Annotated in this window: 12 protein-coding genes; 1 reads left to right on the plus strand and 11 read right to left on the minus strand. The window is 44.4% G+C overall.

The window, feature by feature from the left end; translation table 11 throughout:
* Positions 1-34: 34 nt before the first annotated feature.
* The 9 genes from CDH51_RS16765 to CDH51_RS16805 form a co-directional block, all read right to left on the minus strand.
* Positions 35-541: a heme-binding domain-containing protein gene (locus CDH51_RS16765; protein ID WP_100629695.1), complete on the minus strand. Its 507-nt coding sequence runs from the start codon at positions 539-541 to the stop codon at positions 35-37.
* 134 nt (positions 542-675) lie between these two features.
* Positions 676-873 (minus strand): hypothetical protein, encoded by a 198-nt coding sequence (locus CDH51_RS16770; protein WP_026947267.1) that lies wholly within the window; start codon positions 871-873, stop codon positions 676-678.
* A 10-nt stretch (positions 874-883) separates the two neighbouring features.
* Positions 884-2,299, minus strand: coding sequence for an ADP-ribosylglycohydrolase family protein (locus CDH51_RS16775; protein WP_100629696.1), 1,416 nt, complete (start codon positions 2,297-2,299; stop codon positions 884-886).
* A gap of 95 nt (positions 2,300-2,394) precedes the next feature.
* The gene (locus CDH51_RS16780; RefSeq protein ID WP_100629697.1) at positions 2,395-3,861 is read right to left on the minus strand and encodes a Gfo/Idh/MocA family protein; all 1,467 of its coding nucleotides are present in this window, start codon (positions 3,859-3,861) and stop codon (positions 2,395-2,397) included.
* Between the two features lie 97 nt (positions 3,862-3,958).
* Positions 3,959-5,446: a sodium:solute symporter gene (locus tag CDH51_RS16785; RefSeq protein ID WP_100629698.1), complete on the minus strand. Its 1,488-nt coding sequence runs from the start codon at positions 5,444-5,446 to the stop codon at positions 3,959-3,961.
* Complete coding sequence (locus CDH51_RS16790) at positions 5,446-6,378, minus strand: dihydrodipicolinate synthase family protein (RefSeq protein WP_100629699.1); 933 nt, start codon at positions 6,376-6,378, stop codon at positions 5,446-5,448. The genes CDH51_RS16785 and CDH51_RS16790 overlap by 1 nt, the downstream gene beginning before the upstream one ends.
* Entirely contained in the window at positions 6,375-7,376 is a 1,002-nt protein-coding gene (locus tag CDH51_RS16795) for a sialidase family protein (RefSeq protein ID WP_100629700.1), read from the minus strand. Before CDH51_RS16795 ends, CDH51_RS16790 begins: the two co-directional genes overlap by 4 nt.
* A gap of 56 nt (positions 7,377-7,432) precedes the next feature.
* Positions 7,433-8,626 carry an alpha/beta hydrolase family protein gene (locus CDH51_RS16800; protein ID WP_157807146.1) on the minus strand — a complete coding sequence of 398 codons (1,194 nt, stop codon included), beginning with the start codon at positions 8,624-8,626 and terminating at the stop codon, positions 7,433-7,435.
* Between the two features lie 12 nt (positions 8,627-8,638).
* Positions 8,639-10,069, minus strand: a complete 1,431-nt coding sequence (locus CDH51_RS16805) for a PhoPQ-activated pathogenicity-related family protein (protein ID WP_100629702.1) — start codon at positions 10,067-10,069, stop codon at positions 8,639-8,641.
* Between the two features lie 118 nt (positions 10,070-10,187).
* Between CDH51_RS16805 and CDH51_RS16810 the strand changes: the two genes are divergently transcribed.
* Positions 10,188-12,320: a glycoside hydrolase family 97 protein gene (locus tag CDH51_RS16810; protein WP_198514331.1), complete on the plus strand. Its 2,133-nt coding sequence runs from the start codon at positions 10,188-10,190 to the stop codon at positions 12,318-12,320.
* Between the two features lie 130 nt (positions 12,321-12,450).
* Here CDH51_RS16810 and CDH51_RS16815 read toward each other — a convergent pair whose 3' ends face one another.
* The gene (locus CDH51_RS16815) at positions 12,451-13,614 is read right to left on the minus strand and encodes a sialidase family protein (protein WP_232724845.1); all 1,164 of its coding nucleotides are present in this window, start codon (positions 13,612-13,614) and stop codon (positions 12,451-12,453) included.
* A gap of 70 nt (positions 13,615-13,684) precedes the next feature.
* Positions 13,685-15,142, minus strand: coding sequence for a sulfatase-like hydrolase/transferase (locus tag CDH51_RS16820; RefSeq protein WP_100629704.1), 1,458 nt, complete (start codon positions 15,140-15,142; stop codon positions 13,685-13,687).
* Positions 15,143-15,144 lie beyond the last annotated feature (2 nt).

The raw sequence follows: 15,144 nt of genomic DNA on the forward strand, positions 1-15,144 counted from the left end.
GACCCGGTAAATTCGGGCCATTTTATCGCGTTTTTTATTGACTTGGAGGGGTCCTCCTTTTTCTGACCAGGCTATCGGCAGGGTAGGTGGCTGCCAAATAAGCCATTTGATCCTTTGCCCAGTTGATCAATGCCTGACGCTCTTCTTCGCTTAAGTTGGCTTCAGGGTGAAGTCCAAAATAGGTGTAGGACTCCAAGGGCATTTCTTTCTCTTCTACCATTTCAATTACTTCTTCAAACTTGTGGTTTTGCAAAGCGAGAGGAAGGTTGGTGAATTCGGAAAAATTCAAATGCCTTTTACCATCATTCACATGGTCTGCCAAAAAATATTTGACAGGTTGAATGTTTGAATACCAAGGATAACGGGTCAGGTTGGTATGGCAGTCATTACATGCCCCTTTGAGGATAGTGGCGACATTATCTCCGATTTGGTAACTTTTTGAGATATCAAACTCCATGTCATTACTATCATTTTTTTCCACAGGGATAAACTGGATTAGAACAAGGAGCGCTAGAAAAGCGATTGTGATTTTTTTAAACATGGCTGGGAGGGTTAGTTAAGGATTAGACAGGGTTTTTTCCTTGAGGTTTACTAATGATGGACTTAATACTTACCCTAATTTCATCCTAAATTTTTGATAAAATATGCTTTATATCTTAAGATTCGCTTAATTCTTTATTTCCTAAATCGAACTCCATCAATCACCAAGCTCAAGCCAGCCTGAAATACTATCAGCCCCGCAGTTCCGTACCAAAACCAAGGTTCACCAGATAGTTTGTTGAGTCCTGCATCAATGCACATGGAAAGTCCAGTACCCGTCAAAAGCAATCCAGATACCGACTGAATCAGCCATCGAAGTGTTTTCTTTTGCATTTCTATAAATTTAATTTTTTGGAATTAGGTAGCGATTATTCTCAAGGTCTACTCCTCCATTCATCCGCTCCTGTACCACGCGGTCAACGATCATGATTCCTGTTTCGGCCATATTTTCGAAGGTGTCAACTCCATCATTGGGGAATCCACCACGGGTCCGATGAATATAAAATCGATTGGAGAGCTTTTGACCAAAGGCTTTTTCTATTCCCTCTTTTCCTATCAAAAAACCGATCAATCCTCCCCAAGTAGCAGTTGGATTATCCGAATCCCAACCAGCCAAAGTTCCGATTTTGATTGTTTCCTTTAGATCTCCTCCTCCATAGAAAAGGCTGACCAAACCCGCTCCGAAGTTGATGCCTGAGGCAAAGCATCCATGGCAGGCTGGGTCCTTGTAATACCATTCGTATCCGTCCTTTTTCTGAATCTGATACAGTGTATGCAAGCTATCTCGGGTTTCTTCCCATGGTTTGCCTTGCTGATAGCTTTCCCAGACAAAGTCATACATACTGGCTACTTGAGATTCGGCTGGTAAATAGGCTCTTGCAGCTTTTGCGAGCCCAAAGACTTGGTCTTTGAGGGATTGTGTAGTATCCACCGTAGCAGCCAATGAGTGCATGACTACATAAAATTGGGAGGCCCACTCGGCATTTTCTCTTGCGGTAGTTTGAATAGGAAGTGAGGCGATTTCGAGAGCAATATCCGGTCTTCCTGGTGCAAAAAGGCCAAAGATCTCAGTAGTGAGCTGGGCATCGATCATTTCATAATCGGAATTGTTCTCGGGTGAACCGGTAGCTGGCGGGAGCATTCCTTCCCGCATCAGATCGTGCGCCCGTTGATTGGATACCCAAAGGTAGTTTTCGGGGGATTTTCCGTCTTTTCCGATAAAGGGTGTGTTTTCATCCGAGTAGATATGCTTCAACCAGCCGTCTCGAATCTGCTCCGGGCTCAGCTGGGTAGTTTGATGCTGAAAAGTAAGGTACTGATACATATACTCGATATCTGTATCATCATCCGCTCCCCAAATACTATCTTCTCCAACCAAAACAAAGTCAATCTTTCTGCCATATTCTGGAACAGTATCTTCCCAAATAGCAGGTTGGTCTAGGCCTCCCCAATTTTCCCGAGTGTAAAATCCTGCGCCTTTGCCGTCTTTTCCTTCACCACCGATTTTATCCATTTCGGTGATCAGTCCGGTCCAGTTGGCGATGCATTGGCCTAGCCAAAAGCCATAAAGCTGGTCGGCATATTTTGCCCGGGAAACCTGAATCTCTTTTCCGGAAGCCTGGTATTCCGAATAGTTGAGTTGTGGGTTCTTTGTAACAGAAATGTTCTCAATAGACTTTTCTTCACAGGCCAAAAGTGTGATAGCTAAAAGGAAAATGATTGCGAAATTTGAGGTTTTATTGAGTCTTGGTTTTTGCATTTAGAAATTGAATTGATCGATAAGAACATTCTATTATAATGAAAAACCCCTTCATTTCTCAATGAAAGGGTTTTGATTGATCTGTTTTGAGATTTTTACACCTCAAATCCCTTGCGATATTGTCTTCCGACAAACTGATTGGCTTCTTCCAGATTGGTGATTCGCATGTTTTCACCATCCCAAAGGAGCTTTTTACGGGCAAAGAATTCCTGACGACCCTGAGCATTTTCTCTTCTGAGCATGTAGCTTCTGATCGCCAAGTTACCCATCAAGACTGTCTCTGTCATCGGACCGGCGTAATCAAAGGAGGAAGTCAAGCCTTGATGCTCTGGCGAGTTGAAACCAGCCTTACAAGCCTCTACCCAAAGCCGCTGATGGCCATATTCCCGCTCCATACCATCTTCGTTTTGAGGACCCTCTTCTTTGGTGCCGTCATTGAGATAAAGCTTAGGCATGAGTGGAGACGAATCATTGATATTGGTCGAAATAATCCCTTTTTCACCGATGATAAGCACTCCGTTGGCAGAATTAGCACCTCCGATATCATCGTTAGCCGGAATGATATCAGGGTGTGCAGGTCTGATACCTCCATCCATCCAAGTCATTTCGATGGGTGATTTGCTTTTGGCAGTCGCATCAAAATGTAAGGTAATAAAGGAGGAAGCTGGGCAACCTTCCGGATGGTAATCAGGGGTCCACATCTGACTGAAAACGGACCCTACACTACATTCGGCATCTTTTGGGTAATGAAGTCCCAAGGTCCGGAATGGAATATCGATCAAGTGACATCCTACGTCACCTAATGCGCCTGTTCCGTAATCCCACCAACCTCTCCAGTTGAATGGATGAAGATTTGGGGTGAAAGGAATCTCAGGTGCTGGGCCGAGCCATAAATCCCACTCCAAAGCGTCAGGCTTTGCTCCTGGCTCTGCCTTTGGAAAAGCTCCACCCTGAGGCCATACTGGACGATTGGTCCAAACCTGTACCTTGGAAACGGCGCCGATTCGATCTTCATCTACCCATTTTTGAACGAGTTTCAGGAGGGGATTGGAACCACCCTGATTACCCATTTGGGTGACTACCTTTTGAGATCGAGCCATTTCGGTCAGCATTCTGGCCTCCCGGATATTGTGGGTCATGGGCTTTTGAACGTAGACATGTTTTCCTCGCTCCATGGCATACTTGGCAGCAGGTCCATGCACATGATCGGGAGTGGATATTGTCACCGCATCAATGTCTTTTTCCTTGTCCAGCATCTCCCGGTAGTCTGCGTAAAGTTTTGCATTTGGGAAATTGTCTACCGAGCGCTTGGCAGATCCTGCAAAATCTACATCACAAAGTGCTACCACCCGCTCTCTTCCGCCTACGGATGCCAATTCAATATCACTCGCACCTTTTCCACCTGCGCCTATCGCAGCCAAATTCAACTGGTCAGAAGGAGCTGTAAAGCCTGCGCCTCCCAGTACATGTCTTGGTACAATGAATACGGAAGAGGCGAGAGCGGCATTTTTTATAAATTCTCTCCTGGATTGTCCAGAATTAGGTTTCTCGGGTTCCTTCATAATCGATTTTGTTAGGGTTTAATATTATTGATGATTGAAATCTTAAGTTAAGCCCTCGGGCTGATAATTTGAAATATTACTATTCAAATGGTTGATTTTAGGCTTTATTTTTTTTCTGAAAGGCTAAAGTCAATAGAAAACCCACTAAAAAAATCCCCGTCGTGCCTAGCACAATGCTCATATTTGGATGAAAAGAGCTGAGCCAAACTATTTTGGATTCTCCTCCTTGGCTTAAACTCGGACTAAGACTTACCCATGCTATAAGTAAGACCCCGATGAAAGTTGCCAAAGCAGCATACCTGCTAGGGCACGTTTTTACCACTATTCCCAGTAAAAACAGTCCGAGAATTCCACCGCTGAAAATAGAAGCCAATGCCCACCAGGCATCCAAGGCACTCCTAACTCCATTGAAAGCTAAGCCCACAAGAATTGCCAAAAGCCCCATAGCCAGGGAGGAAAGCCGGAGTACTTTGAGATCCCTTTTGCTGGAAAGGTTGGGCCGCAAATACTTTTTGACATGATCGGAGAGAATTACCGTCGCCGAGCTATTGATACTGGTGGAAAGCGTACTCATACCTGCAGCGAAAAGGGAGGCAATCAATAAACCCGTTAAGCCAATGGGTAACTCCGTTACGATAAAGTAGGGAAAGATGCTGTCTGCCTGAATGCCTTCAGGTAAGTTTTGTGGCTGAGTCTGATAATAAGCAAACAGCGCGGTCCCAATAAAAAAGAAAAGGGCAGAAACTGGAATATAAAGCAAACTTCCCAGCCAGGTGGATCGCTTGGCGTCTTGATCACTTTTAGCAGTGATATATCGCTGTACGTAGCTCTGATCGATCCCAAAGTTTTGAAGATTGATGAAAAGGCCATAGACCAAAATCATCCAAAATGTGGAGCTCCCAAAATCCCAGTCAAAGCTTCCTAGACTGAATTTTTCATTGGTGTCGGCTATTTCCAGCAGCTGGGAAGCACCTCCTGGAATTTTCCAGAAAATCATTCCGAGGCAAATAATCGCTCCTCCAATTAAAATCAAGCCTTGGATTGCATCTGTCCAAACCACAGCTTCGATCCCTCCCAGCATGGCATAGATGACTACGATCAGTCCAGTCATGGCGATCACCCATTCGATACTCCAGCCAAAAAGGAAGTGCATGGGTAAGGCAAGCAGGTATAGAATGGCTCCCATGCGGGCGAGCTGGGTGAGCAAATAGCAAGTGGAGGCATAAATTCTCGCCCATGGCCCAAAGCGCTCTTCCAAATAGAAATATGCCGAATCACTGGAAATGCTCCTGTAGTGAGGAACGAAGTATCGAACTGCAATCCAAGCTGCTAGGGGAATGGAAAGACTAAAAACAAAGCCATTCCAATTGCTTAGATAAGCATTGCCAGGCAAAGCTAAAAAGCTGATACTACTCACGAAGGTTGCAAATATTGACATGCCAATTGCCCAAGCAGGTAGCCTTCCACCTCCGGTGGTAAAGTCTTTAGCGGTCCGCTTTCGAAATGAAAAAGAAACGCCAAAACCTAAGATCAGCAATAGGTAAAGAATAAAAACCAGGGTGTCCCAAATCGGCAGATCAGCCATTATTCCTCCAGAAATTTGTGGATTTTGGACTTGATTCTTTCAAACTTCTTGTGGAATGTCTGTCTTTCCTCTTCTGTGAAGCTCCTTTGGGGAGGGGATAAGATTCCACCAGACAAATGCGAAAGTTTCATGCATTCTTTCAGCCCTTTGAGATAGGAGGAGGGATGGGATACATGGTGGTACAGCTCTTGGCTGATTTCCCAAATGAGGTTTTGGTATTCCCGAGCTTTTTCTTTCTTCCCTTCGATGAAGCTTTCATAGCATTTGACATAGACCTCAGGAAAGGCATTGGCCCCACCACTCACTCCACCTGAAAAGCCATGCTGAAGTGCATCGAGCAATCGCTCTTCCGGCCCCATCAGCAGGATAAAGTCTGAATGAGGTCTGAAAGTCTCGCTTAATTGGGAAAGGTATTCTTTACTGTCTGTACTGTCTTTGATTCCTAGGATATTGGGATGGGAAGACAATCTCTCCACTGTCTCGATTTCCAATGGGGTTTTGGCATGGGAAGGAATATTGTAAAGCAAAAGCGGTAACTCTGTTCGATTGGCTAGATCCCGATAATACTTTTCCAGATCCTCCTGACTGATATTCATGTAAAAGGGCGGGGCAGCTACAAGCACATCTGCCCCATAATTTTTGGCCATTTCAGCTAGCTCAAGGCTATTTCCCATCGAGCAATCAGTTATTCCCACCAAAACAGGAACTCTGTCATTCACGAGTTTACAGGTTTCTCGGATCATCTGAATCTTAATCTTTTGCTGCAGTGAAGGTGATTCTCCGGTTGTTCCTAAGATGAAGACACCATGCACTCCCGCATCAATGACATGGTTCAGTATTTTTTCCAGAGAAAAGCTGTCCAAGGTAAAATCCGGCAAAAGTGGAGTCACCAAGGGGGGAATTATCCCAGTAAAAGTGGGTTTTGGGTTCATAGGCTGAGGTGTACGTATTTGATTTTTTCGCGCTGATAGGTATAGGTCAGATGGATGCTTCCGTCTTTGGCTTGAATGATGGCAGGATAGCTAAACTCTCCGGACTTTTCATCTTCCAAAACCAAAATCTCCTCCCATTTGAGACCATCAGCTGATCCCAAGAGACTTAGCTTATTCCTACCCTTAGGAATTAAATTACAGACCAAAAGGTGGTAGCCATCTTCTAAGGTCACTGCATCTATTCCAGAACCATTATGCACCAATCCGGTAGAACTTAATTCAGTCCAGGTTTTACCATTGTCTTCTGAAAAGGACGTTGCAATAACCCCTTCCTGAGTTCTGGTGAGAATCTGTACTTTTTCATTCCCATGAAAAAGTACAGTTGGCTGAATAGCCTGAAAAGAACCGGGAACTTCCACCTTTCTCCAGTTTTCAAGATCAGCATTCGTGAATTCCATATGGCTTGTCCAAACTCCATTAGTTTCAAAACTTGAGGGATGCATCAAGTTTCCATCCGAAAGCTTCACACTTTTATTTTTTACCGGCCCCAAAAACCCCGGTGGAGTTTGAATAGCTTTGGACCAGGACTTTCCTCCATCGTTTGACTTTTTATAGAGTCCCCACCATTCACGAGGATTTGGTCCTTCTTTGTAGAAAAGCAGGATTTCACCATCTGATTTTTGATATAAAACAGGATTCCAAGTTGGATTTCTGAAGACCTCATTTTCAATTCCATCGGCTACCAAAGTGGGGGTGGACCATCCTTTTTGATCTCTCAAAGAGGTATAAATACTGACATCCGGATGACGCTCATAGGTTCCACCAAACCAAGCAGCTAAAATACCATCCTCCGTTTCGATCAAAGTTGAGGCATGGCAGGAAGGAAAGGGTGCATTTTCATAGATAAACTCTTGGCTGATGATTTTGGGGTTTATTTTTTCAGAATCGGAACTGGTGATTTGAAAGAGTATTCCAATCAATTGAATCAATATGGCCATAGTACAAGGAGCTTGAGATGGAAAGTTTTGAATAGGTGTTGGGAATAGCGGTTTATTTAGATTCCTAGAGATTTTTTGGCAAATTCCAGAAAAATACTCCAGTCTTCCCAGGTAAGTCCATGCTCACCTTCCCGGATATGGTAGCCCAAAGTTTTTGACGATACCGGGCCGTTCAGTTCTTCCCAGGTGGTTTTAAAAGGACTCTCCTTTGCATAAATCTTGGAAAAGACCTCACTACCGATCTGCAGCCCAAGATATTCACCTTTTGGATCGGCCCACTCATCAGCTTTTGCGCTCGCATAGTAAACCGCTCTCGGAGCGATCAGTGCTGGCAACATGTGCTGGTCGAGTGGAAGCGATTCTTCAGCACCATTGTACTTCCGGAAATTCTCCGCGAACCAATGCGTGAATCGATTATTGATGATTTCTACAGTTTCTCCAAACTTCCTTTTTGACAAAGCAGCCCCTCCGCAGCCAGACTCATTGGAATACGTGATTGCCCAACGAGGGTCATTGGCAGAAGCCCAAAGAGCCGCTTTCCCCGATCTGGAGTGCCCCACCAAAACAGATTTTGAGGCATTAATTCCTTCGTGCTGCTCAAAGTAATCCATGGCCCTAATCGCTCCCCATCCCCAGGCTCCTAAAGCTTTCAGACCATCACTTTTTTCCTTTTGCTCTGGATAGAGATTACTCAAAATCCCATTCACATACCTTGTCGTGTCATCGGGTGCTACCGTTTCTGCATGAAAAGAAGCTGTGGCAAAACCTCTTTCGATCAACTCAGCAACAGGCCAGTACCCTTCCTCAGCAAGCGAACCATCTTCTTCTGGGGCACGATGGTTGATAAGCAAAATAATGGGATAGGGACCATTGGACTCCTTGGGTAAAAAGACATTAAGTCGCATTACATGGGAGCCATCTCCACGCTGGATTTTAATATCAACTTCTTCAAGTTTGGCAATGGAGTTAAATTCATGATTGGCTCTTTCATTCACTTCAAAGCTAACTTTATCGATGTCCTTTGGAATTTGACCGTAAACTTCAGATTCAAAAAGCCTGAAAATTTCCGGTCTTCGGTGATTTTCCCAATCCTTCTTTGAATCGATGACTTTGCCTTTTTCGCTTATGAAAATAGAAGGAAGGTGAAGGGGAGGAACCTTGCTTTCATCGTAATTGACTTGAGATAGTGCCATCTTTGATGTGAGTAAAATGGGTAAAAAAACAGCCAGTAATTTGAGCCGAGTTTGCATGATTTCTTAGGTTTAATTTGCCTCAGCTGCTACCCGAGAAGGCACAAAAGGCTCAAATGGATATTCTGTAGGCAGGATTTCTATCCCAGAAGTCACTTTGAGTGGTGTCTCTCCAGCAAAGGTTAATTCTACAAAATACCCTCTAAAACCCTCATCAGGAATCTGCATATTGACCTCAAGCTCTCCTTCTGCAGGCATGGCGATTTCTTCTGCTACCCAGTTGGGACCAAATTCATCAACTCTGAAATCTCTGGAAAGCGGATTGTAAGCCGACCATAATTTGACAGAAACAGGCATCTGATCAGGATTAACTTTGACGTGAATAGTGTTACCTTCTATTCGCCAAGAGTATTCCGGTCGCTTTTCATTTTCTAATACTGAATTGTAAAAGGAAATCAGGTTTGGAAGCGCATCCGATTCACTCAGATCATGACCGAAATTTGGGACGTACTGAACGTGCTTTTCGCCTTGCAATTCATTCCAATAAAACTCCCAACTATCAGGTTGGAAAAACTGATCTCCTGCTGCATTGATCAGAAGTTTGGGCAAGTCTAACTCATCGATAAAAGAGTAAGGTTCCGTAATCTCCAGCAAGCGATCAAACTCCGGAGTTCCTATCCAATCCATGATTCCTTCTTGCACATAATTGTCTACTGCAGGTGCCCAGAATCCATAGTTTCGCCAGTGGTGCATGAAGGAAGGCTCCAGATTGAGCATATCAATCACAACCGGTGCGATAGCTACCACCCGGTCATCGGTAGCAGCTGTGGTCCAGGTAGTCCAACCTCGCTTTGAGGCTCCCGCCACAAAAAAGTTATTCAAATCTTTCTGGTAGTTTTCTTTGACCACTTCTTGAATGGCGTCCATGGCTAGTTTAGCGGCTTTTGTCATAGGAAACCGAGCTAGCCAGATAGCATCTTCGTCTTTGGCTCCGCCTTCCAAAAACTTCCTCCAGCCATAAGCAATGATGGCATCTTCATAGCGCTCGCCTTCCGGATCTCCAGCAAATGTCAAAGGTTGAAAGGGTACATTGTGGATTTGAGCGACAATGGAATTGGTCTGAGAGGCTGCTGCTTTTAGCAGGGCATCAGGCTCCTGAGGCATCTCAGTTTCCCGGCTTCCTCCTCCGATCCAGAGCATTCCTGTTTGATGGGTAGTGTTTTTTGGAACTAAGATCGACACCCAATGCCACCAATGGGTTTCATCCACCAAAGAATCGCTGAGCCACTTTTGGGAGTACATTTTCAGAACGTGAAAATCCATTTCTTCTCCCGGGGCGGAATGCACTATTTCATAGGAAAAGTCCGGTGATTCCGATTGAACATAGGCCTCGAGCAAGTCGATTTGGCTAGGTTCTTCTTCAGGCGATTTTTCTTCAGGGCCTTGGCAAGCGAAAATACCTAAGGCAATTATTAGGACTAAGAAATAAGATTTTGTTTGCATTTTTTCTGGGTTTGGGGCTATTGTTACTAGTGAATAATAGGTAAAAACTAATAATTTTAAATTCAGTCAACAAGAGAAGAGCTAATTCGCTCGATTGAATATAATGAAATTGACGATTATGAATTTGAGAGCCAGTTATTTAATCCTATTCTTATTTGGTTTCGGGACAGTTTTTGGGCAGGAGATCAAATCTCCAAATGGAGAAATGCAGCTAGCTTTTTCCCTTGACGCAGCCGGTGCCCCAACCTATCAGCTGAATTTCAAGAATAAACCCGTGATCAAATCAAGCCGATTGGGGTTTGATTTGAAAAACGACTCGACCGATTTGATACAGGGATTTCAAATTATCAATTCTTCGGAAAGTACTTATGATGAGACATGGACTCCCGTCTGGGGAGAGGAAAGCGAGATTCGGGATCATCATCAGGAGCTTTTGGTCGAGCTTATGCATCAAGCATCCAAGCGCAAGATAAATATCCGATTTCGCCTTTTTGATACAGGATTGGGTTTCCGCTATGAGTTTCCGGTGCAGGAAAATATGGGGCATTTTGTGATCACGGAAGAATTGAGTCAGTTTGCCATGACTGGAGATCACACTGCTTTTTGGATACCAGGAGATTATGACACCCAAGAATACGACTATACCGAGTCCAAGCTTTCAGAAATCCGAGGCCTGATGGAGACGGCAATTACCCCGAATGCATCTCAAACGCCCTTTTCCGAGACGGGTGTTCAGACATCCCTTATGATGAAATCTACCGATGGCCTTTATATCAATATTCACGAAGCGGCATTGATCGATTATCCGGCAATGCACCTCGAATTGGATGATCGTGCGATGGTTTTTCAATCTCACCTTACACCGGATGTGCAGGGAGATAAGGGCTATCTACTGACACCGGCTCAGACCCCTTGGAGAACAGTAATAGTAGGTGAAAAAGCAGGAGATATTTTGGCTTCCCGAATTACCTATAATCTGAATGAGCCTTCCAAAATTGAGGATACTTCCTGGATCAAGCCCATGAAATATGTCGGGGTATGGTGGGAAATGATCACCGGGCAAAGTTCTTGGTCCTACACGGATGAATTGAAGGCGGTGAAGCTAGGGGTTACTGATTTCTCAACTGTTAAACCAAACGGGCGACATGGCGCTACCACTGAGAATGTGAAAAAGTACATCGATTTTGCTGCGGAACATGGATTCGACGGGGTTCTCGTAGAGGGCTGGAATATCGGCTGGGAGGATTGGTTTGGCAATTCCAAAGACTATGTGTTTGATTTTGTGACCCCATATCCGGATTTTGACTTGGATGGGATTACAGCTTATGCTAAAGAAAAGGGCGTGAAAATGATCATGCACCATGAGACCTCCTCTTCAGTTCGGAATTATGAGCGACATCTAGATGAGGCTTATCAATTGATGAAGGACTATGGATATCCTGCGGTGAAGAGTGGCTATGTGGGGGATATGCTACCCAGAGGTGAATATCATTACAGTCAGTGGCTAGTGAATCACTATCAATATGCGGTCGAAAAAGCAGCTGAGTACCAAATCATGGTCAATGCACACGAGGCGGTGAGGCCTACAGGAGTAGCCCGAACTTGGCCAAATCTAATCGCAAATGAATCGGCAAGAGGGACAGAATATCAAGCATTCGGAGGAAATAAGGCAAATCACGTGACCATTTTGCCTTTCACAAGACAGATAGGTGGACCGATGGATTACACGCCCGGAGTATTTGAAATGGACGTATTCAATGGTTCCCATGTCAATAGCACTTTGGCTAATCAGTTGGCACTTTACGTGACTATGTATTCTCCTTTGCAAATGGCTGCAGACTATCCTGAAAATTACATGCGCTTTCCAGATGCCTTTCAGTTTATCAAGGATGTGGCTTTGGATTGGGAAAAAAGCTTATACCTAGAAGCTGAACCCGGTTACTATTTAACGATTGCCAGAAAGGCCAAGGATACAGGAGAGTGGTTTGTTGGAAATGTCAATGGATTCGAAGGTAGAACAGGGGAGGTCAAATTTGATTTTCTGGATGCAGACAAAACCTACCTTGCGGAAATCTATTCGGATAAAGCTGATGCGCACTATAAAACCAATCCTCAAGCCTATGAGATCCGAAAAGTTGCCGTTGATGCTAATTCAGTCTTGAAGCAATTTTCTGCTCCGGGTGGAGGCTATGCCATTCGGATTCGGGAAGCAAGTAAGGAAGAGTTGAAAGGGGTTAAAAAGTTGAAGTAAGGGTTTTTGGAAAGACTTAAGGTAAATAAGATAGCAATTATATAGGTTTAAATACTTTTAAAGTCCAGTCGCCCTGAGCGGAGTCGAAGGGTCATTATATCATTAGAAAACCATATTATACTTCATAAATTCAATCCCTCCATCGGACTGATTTGAATACGATCTGTCTGTAATTATCCCTTTCGTATAGAATTCCCAGCGTGTTTTCATCCAATTTGACCAAATCGGAATAAGCCGTCCAAGGGAGTTTTTTTGGATCTGAAGTGAAGTCAACCGGAATCACATGGTCCCAAGTCTTTCCTTCATCGTAGCTGATTTTGACGGTCAGATAATTCCGTTCCTTTTCATCTGCAGCATTGGAATGAGCGAGGATTGTTTTTCCATCCTTTTCTCCCAAATCCAAAATGGAAGCCTGACAAACCGGGTCGGGGAGTTGGGGCTCAAAGTAATTTTTTTCCCAAGTCTGACCTCCGTCTGAAGAGTAAGAAATGATGCGCTGACGGATGTCTCCTTTCTGATTTCTCGAACTCATAATCATCCGGCCATCGGATAGCTCAGCTGCGATGGATTCATTGGAGCCGCCAAATTCTACCGATTCGGAAAGCCCAAAGCTTTCCCCTTTATCATCCGTATAAAAACCATGTGCCTGATAGTCCGACCAGTCGTCTTTTGGACCACCTTGAGAGTGATTGGCTGCGACATAAATTCTCCCTTTGTGGGGTCCGTTTTGAAACTGGAAAGCATGGCCAGGGGTATTGGCATAGTGCCGCCAATCTTCTGAAAAAGTGTAGTTCGGATTAAAATCAGGATTATTAGGGCGATGAACCTTTGGAGTGATGTTTTCTGGTTCGGTCCAGGTTTTACCCAAGTCATAGGATTTAATCAGCCAAACTTCCCGGACTCCCTGATTCATTCGTACATCATATTCATGATTGTTGCCGGTGTTGTAAAAGAGAAAAACCACTCCTTCAGGATACTTGGGGTCAAATAAATCCACTACTGGAGCTGGATTTCCAGCTTGGAGGCTATCGTAATCCACTAAGGTCTGAATAGGAGACCAGGTGTAGCCACCGTCCAAGCTTTTTTTCATCACCAGATTCACATCTCCAAAATCATCCGAGCCGTTCACCCTGCCTTCGGCAAAAGCCAAAAGCTCTCCATTCGGTAAGTCAATAATCGCTGGAATTCGGTAGATCGCATGGCCTTCTTGACCTGCTTCGAATACGATAGTTTCTTGTGCAAAAAGGAGAAGTCCTGAAATTTGGAACAGGCAATAAAAAACAAACTTCTTCAAGATGAGGGTATTTTGGGTTTCTGCCGCCAAAATAAACAATCCCCATCAATGAAGAAGCTTGTAAAAGCAATTAATCCTCTTCGAAATAGCGCTTAAGCGTGTATTCCGGCTGCCACTGGTCAGGCTTTCTTTGGAGCGTGTCCGGATCGTAGGCCATGGGTTTGATGATATCGGCTGTAAGTGCAACAGTGTCCTTAAACTGCCCTTGCCATTCGGCCATTAATTGGAAAAGTTCCTCTTTTTTGCTGGCGAAAGCTGGGTTTTCGGCAAGATTATTCAGTTCCAGTGGATCCCTCTCCAAATCAAATAATTGGGTATAATCCCGTTCCGGATAGCGAATTAGCTTGAATTTTTTATCTCTTACAGCCCGGACGGTATTTCGGTAGGAGGTAAACAAAGCGTCCCTCACACCCTCCTGATCACCGCTAATTACCGGAACCAAGCTCTTGCCGTCGATATCTTTTGGCTGAGGCAAACCGGCCAAATCAGCCAAGGTTGGATAAAGATCATGGATATAAGCAAAGGCATCCAACTCCTGATCTGCAGGCACTCTGGGTCCTTTGATGATCAGAGGGATTTTTGAGCTGTGTTCGTAGAGACTTTGCTTGCCCAATAGTCCGTGACTTCCTGCAGCAAGGCCGTTATCAGCCGCATAGACAATGATGGTATTTTCGTACTGTCCAGTTTCTTTAAGAGTATTCAGGATTCTTTGAATCTGGCCATCTAGATGGGTGATCAAGGCATAATAGTCTGAAAGAATCATCTGGATCACTTCGGGTTTTCGCGGCCATCCAGTTAGATTTTCATCCCTTACCGTGAGATGATCGAATTCAAAGGGATGGTAGGGCATGTAGTTTCCGGGCAAAGGAAGGGAACCATCAGGATAGTGATTGATGTAAGTAGCTTCCGGGGAATAGGGGTCATGAGGCACTGTAAAGGCCACATAAGCGAAAAATGGCTGATCGGGATTTGTCTGACTGTGACTTTGGATAAAATCAATAGCAGCCTGAGCAAAAAGCTCCGTAGAATAACCCTTGCGTTCTGGTTCGCCTAGCTTTCCACTATCATCAAAGTCTCGAAGAGGAAGGTCATAATGATTGGCCATTCCACCGAGATACACGTTTTTAGCTTCCTGAAAACTCGCTTCAAAAGCCTCTCGTTCATTGTGCCATTTTCCGGTTCCAAAGGTTTTGTATCCCGCCGCCGCAAAATCCATAGTCATGGTATGTTCGCCTTGGAGTTTGTCATAAACTCTAAAAAGATTCTTTCCTGAAAAAAGCATTGCTCGGCTGGCCATACAGATGGCCCCGTGATTTCCACCCATGACGTAAGCATTGGTAAAGCGGCTGCCTTCCCGAGCCAGTTGATCAATCGTAGGAGTCTGAATGTAGGAGTTTCCATAAATACCCAAAGCATCCGCCCGCTGATCGTCAGCAAAGAGGAAAAGAACGTTGGGAGATTTTGCTGGCTGTTTTTCCTGACAGGCAAAAAGCAAGGAAAAGAAAAGGATCGTATAGATTAGCTTCATGT

The sequence above is a fragment of the Algoriphagus formosus genome, from assembly GCF_002807035.1.
GTDB classification, from domain to species: domain Bacteria; phylum Bacteroidota; class Bacteroidia; order Cytophagales; family Cyclobacteriaceae; genus Algoriphagus; species Algoriphagus formosus.

Bases quoted from the DNA above. Each gene is read 5' to 3' on its own strand.
- CDH51_RS16765 (WP_100629695.1), bottom strand. From the start codon at position 541: ATGTTTAAAAAAATCACAATCGCTTTTCTAGCGCTCCTTGTTCTAATC.
- CDH51_RS16770 (WP_026947267.1), bottom strand. From the start codon at position 873: ATGCAAAAGAAAACACTTCGATGGCTGATTCAGTCGGTATCTGGATTG.
- CDH51_RS16775 (WP_100629696.1), bottom strand. From the start codon at position 2,299: ATGCAAAAACCAAGACTCAATAAAACCTCAAATTTCGCAATCATTTTC.
- CDH51_RS16780 (WP_100629697.1), bottom strand. From the start codon at position 3,861: ATGAAGGAACCCGAGAAACCTAATTCTGGACAATCCAGGAGAGAATTT.
- CDH51_RS16785 (WP_100629698.1), bottom strand. From the start codon at position 5,446: ATGGCTGATCTGCCGATTTGGGACACCCTGGTTTTTATTCTTTACCTA.
- CDH51_RS16790 (WP_100629699.1), bottom strand. From the start codon at position 6,378: ATGAACCCAAAACCCACTTTTACTGGGATAATTCCCCCCTTGGTGACT.
- CDH51_RS16795 (WP_100629700.1), bottom strand. From the start codon at position 7,376: ATGGCCATATTGATTCAATTGATTGGAATACTCTTTCAAATCACCAGT.
- CDH51_RS16800 (WP_157807146.1), bottom strand. From the start codon at position 8,626: ATGCAAACTCGGCTCAAATTACTGGCTGTTTTTTTACCCATTTTACTC.
- CDH51_RS16805 (WP_100629702.1), bottom strand. From the start codon at position 10,069: ATGCAAACAAAATCTTATTTCTTAGTCCTAATAATTGCCTTAGGTATT.
- CDH51_RS16810 (WP_198514331.1), top strand. From the start codon at position 10,188: ATGAATTTGAGAGCCAGTTATTTAATCCTATTCTTATTTGGTTTCGGG.
- CDH51_RS16820 (WP_100629704.1), bottom strand. From the start codon at position 15,142: ATGAAGCTAATCTATACGATCCTTTTCTTTTCCTTGCTTTTTGCCTGT.